We start from the raw sequence: 1,253 nt of genomic DNA on the forward strand, positions 1-1,253 counted from the left end.
GGGGCGTGGGGACGGCCGGCGTCCCCACGCCCCGGGATGGCCCCTGAGGGGCCCGCTCGGTCCTTCGCGGCCTCGGCCCTTGCCCCGGCCTCGGTCCTTGTCCGGCCTCGGCCCTTCCCGGCCTCAGTCCTTCCCGGCCGTCCAGTGGTCGAGCGCGGTGTCGAACGTCCGGTGCCACCCCTCCGGGCTGCCCATGCCCTCGCGGCCCTGGAAGAGGATGGCGTACTCGGTCCCGGACGCGTCCACGTACGCCTGGTTGACGGCGTGCATCGTCCGGCCGTGGTCGTTCCAGGTCCACTCCCACAGGGCGCCCGGGCGGCCCTTGAAGGTGTTGCGGGTGAGCTGGAGCCGCCGGTAGCCGTCCTCCTTGGCGACCGTCCGCTCCAGCTCGGCGAAGTGCTCGTACGCCGGCTGGTCCGCCTTCTTCACGATGCCGACGCGCAGGTGCTCGGGCCCGGTGGGACCGCGCCAGTCGATCTGGCCGCTGCCCTTGTCCTCGCGGCGCCAGCCCTCGGGGACGGCGAGCGCGAAGCCTTCGGGGGCGGCGGTCAGTTCATAGTTCTTCGGTGCTTCCCGGCTCGGGTCCGTCACGTGCTCGTGCGCGTCGGGGGCGGCGGTCCGGACGCCGGTGGGGACGTCCGCGCCCTCCGACGGACCGCCCGACGGACCGGGCGTACCGGACGGGCCTGCGGAGGGTCCGGCCGACGGGGACGCCGGGCCGGCGGACGGGGAGTCCGCCGGCGCGGGGGAAGCGGTGGCCGCGGCGGCGCCCGAGGCGGCGGGCGCCGGGGCGGGCCCGTCCGGACGGTGGTCGCGGCTCGTGGACGACCGGGAGGCCCGGTCGTCCTTCCCGCCGTCCCCGCCGTCCTTGTTCACCAGCAGCACGCCGGCCGCGGCCACACCGCCGACCACGAACGCGGCGGCGCCCACGGCGGCCCAGCGCAGGGCGCGCCCACGGGCGGGCGCGGCCTCCGGCCCGGGAGGCAGGGGCGCCCCGAGGAGACCCGGTGGCGGGGTGGCGTCGACGGCGGTGGGCGGCTCGACGGCCGCGGCCGGCTTGGTGAGCGTGATCGAATCGGCCACGCCGGCCGGCTCGCCGGGCGACGGCGGCCGGGCCGCCGGAGGAGCGACGGGCGGGGCGCCACCGGCGGCGGGTGCCGCCGAGGCATCCCGCACCGGAGGCGCGGGCGGCCCTCCCGGAGCGGCGGGCGGTACGGGGGGCGCCACCGGCGGCGTGCCGGGCGCCGCGGACG

The 1,253-nt window shown here is 79.1% G+C and carries 1 pseudogene; it reads right to left on the reverse strand.

Annotation, left to right across the window (positions count from 1 at the left end):
* Window positions 1–123: 123 nt before the first annotated feature.
* Window positions 124–1,253, reverse strand: a pseudogene (locus ACSNOK_RS33110) (hypothetical protein); the annotation flags it as partial.

The organism is Streptomyces sp. URMC 126, assembly GCF_051386555.1.
In the GTDB taxonomy this organism is placed as follows: Bacteria; Actinomycetota; Actinomycetes; order Streptomycetales; family Streptomycetaceae; genus Streptomyces.